At 18.7% G+C, this 1,435-nt stretch carries 2 protein-coding genes; both read left to right on the forward strand.

Annotated elements, in window-relative coordinates; all coding sequences use genetic code 11:
* A partial coding sequence (locus KJQ97_RS09235) for a hypothetical protein (RefSeq protein WP_214120666.1) occupies positions 1 to 606 on the forward strand: 606 nt, incomplete at its 5' end.
* A gap of 15 nt (positions 607 to 621) precedes the next feature.
* Positions 622 to 1,101, forward strand: coding sequence for a hypothetical protein (locus KJQ97_RS09240; protein ID WP_214120667.1), 480 nt, complete (start codon positions 622 to 624; stop codon positions 1,099 to 1,101).
* The last annotated feature ends 334 nt before the right edge of the window (positions 1,102 to 1,435 follow it).

The following is a 1,435-nucleotide window of genomic DNA, read 5'->3' on the forward strand; positions in this document are numbered from 1 at the left end:
ATTTTTAATATTTTAAAACTTATCATAGGTATTTTGAAAAATATTTTTCTTGCTTTATTTATAATTTTTTTTATACATCTTATATCTTTAATTTATATCAATGTTTGTAATGATATATTATTGCTTTGCACGATAGTTTTTGCTTTTCTTTATTTGTTAATGTCAATGATTATAAGAGATTATAAACCTTCTAAAAAAGTTTTATATATTTTTATTACTTTATCAACTTTGCTAATAATTTCACAATTTTATATAACACATATAAAAGAACCAAATGAATTAATAAAAATGATTATAAGTTCTAATAAAGGGTATTTTACAGATGGAAAGAAAGGCGGATATATCTATGTGATAAAAAATGATTTAGATTTATTTGATTATGTTAATACAAAAATAAGAGATAATACTAAAAAATATTTTGAAGATAGTGGATTTAAACAAATTAAATTTAAAAATAATGTTTATTCTTGCAAGAAGATTATAAAAGGTCAATATTATGATATAACATTCGTTAGTAATAAAACAGACAATGGTATTGTGATGAAAGATATTGTAATAAGATACGAGCCATTTCTTGGAATAGAATATGTACAAGATTTATTTTAATAAAAAAGGAAAGTAATGAAAAACTATATTAATATGCTAATATCTTGGGTTATTATTAATTTAAATAGCAAGGATAAAGCTTTAATAGATTTTGATTATTTTAAAGCTATGTTTTTTCCATTTTCTTATTTGAAGATTAGTATTTATAGATTTTTATTATTCTTGTTTTATTTATCGCTTTATTATTCTGTTGATTTAGGACTTTTGACTAAAGCATTTTCACATAACTCAAATGATAGCTATATATTTTTCAACATAATTTTTACAATTATTCATTTTTTCATTTTACCTTATATGTGGTTTTTTGCTAGTTTTAAAAATAAAATTTCACATAAAATCAATATTGAATATGCGTATATAAGTTTGATTTTTATTGTTGCATTATTGTATCTTTTTTATAATATTTTTCCTAGTTTTAGCTTATTAGTTATATCTTTAATAATACATATTGTGTGTTATTTTTTTAGAGTTAAGACAATTTATTTATTTTTTTAACTATTGCTATTTTTATTACTTACTATCAACAATTTTATAAAATATTTTCAGAAGAAGTTATTTTAAATATTAATTTGTTTTATATGTATTTAGCTCTTGCAATAAATTATATTTACAATAAAATTATTTCAAAACTAAAATAATATAATGCGAGAATATATGACTTTTAAAAATGATTTTATTGTATTTATAAAAAATATACTTTTTTATCTAGCTTGGTTTTTCTTTTTCGTAGCTTTAGCTTTATTTTATTTAATCTATATAAATCCATTGAGTTTTAATAATCACTTGGATTTTATAATTTATTTGATAATTTCAAGTCTATCTTTTATGC

It is taken from the genome of Campylobacter sp. 2018MI01, from assembly GCF_018501205.1.
Taxonomy (GTDB): Bacteria; Campylobacterota; Campylobacteria; order Campylobacterales; family Campylobacteraceae; genus Campylobacter_E.

What these genes read in the sequence shown, in the direction of transcription:
- KJQ97_RS09240 (WP_214120667.1), top strand. Translation starts at nt 622, where the DNA reads ATGAAAAACTATATTAATATGCTAATATCTTGGGTTATTATTAATTTA.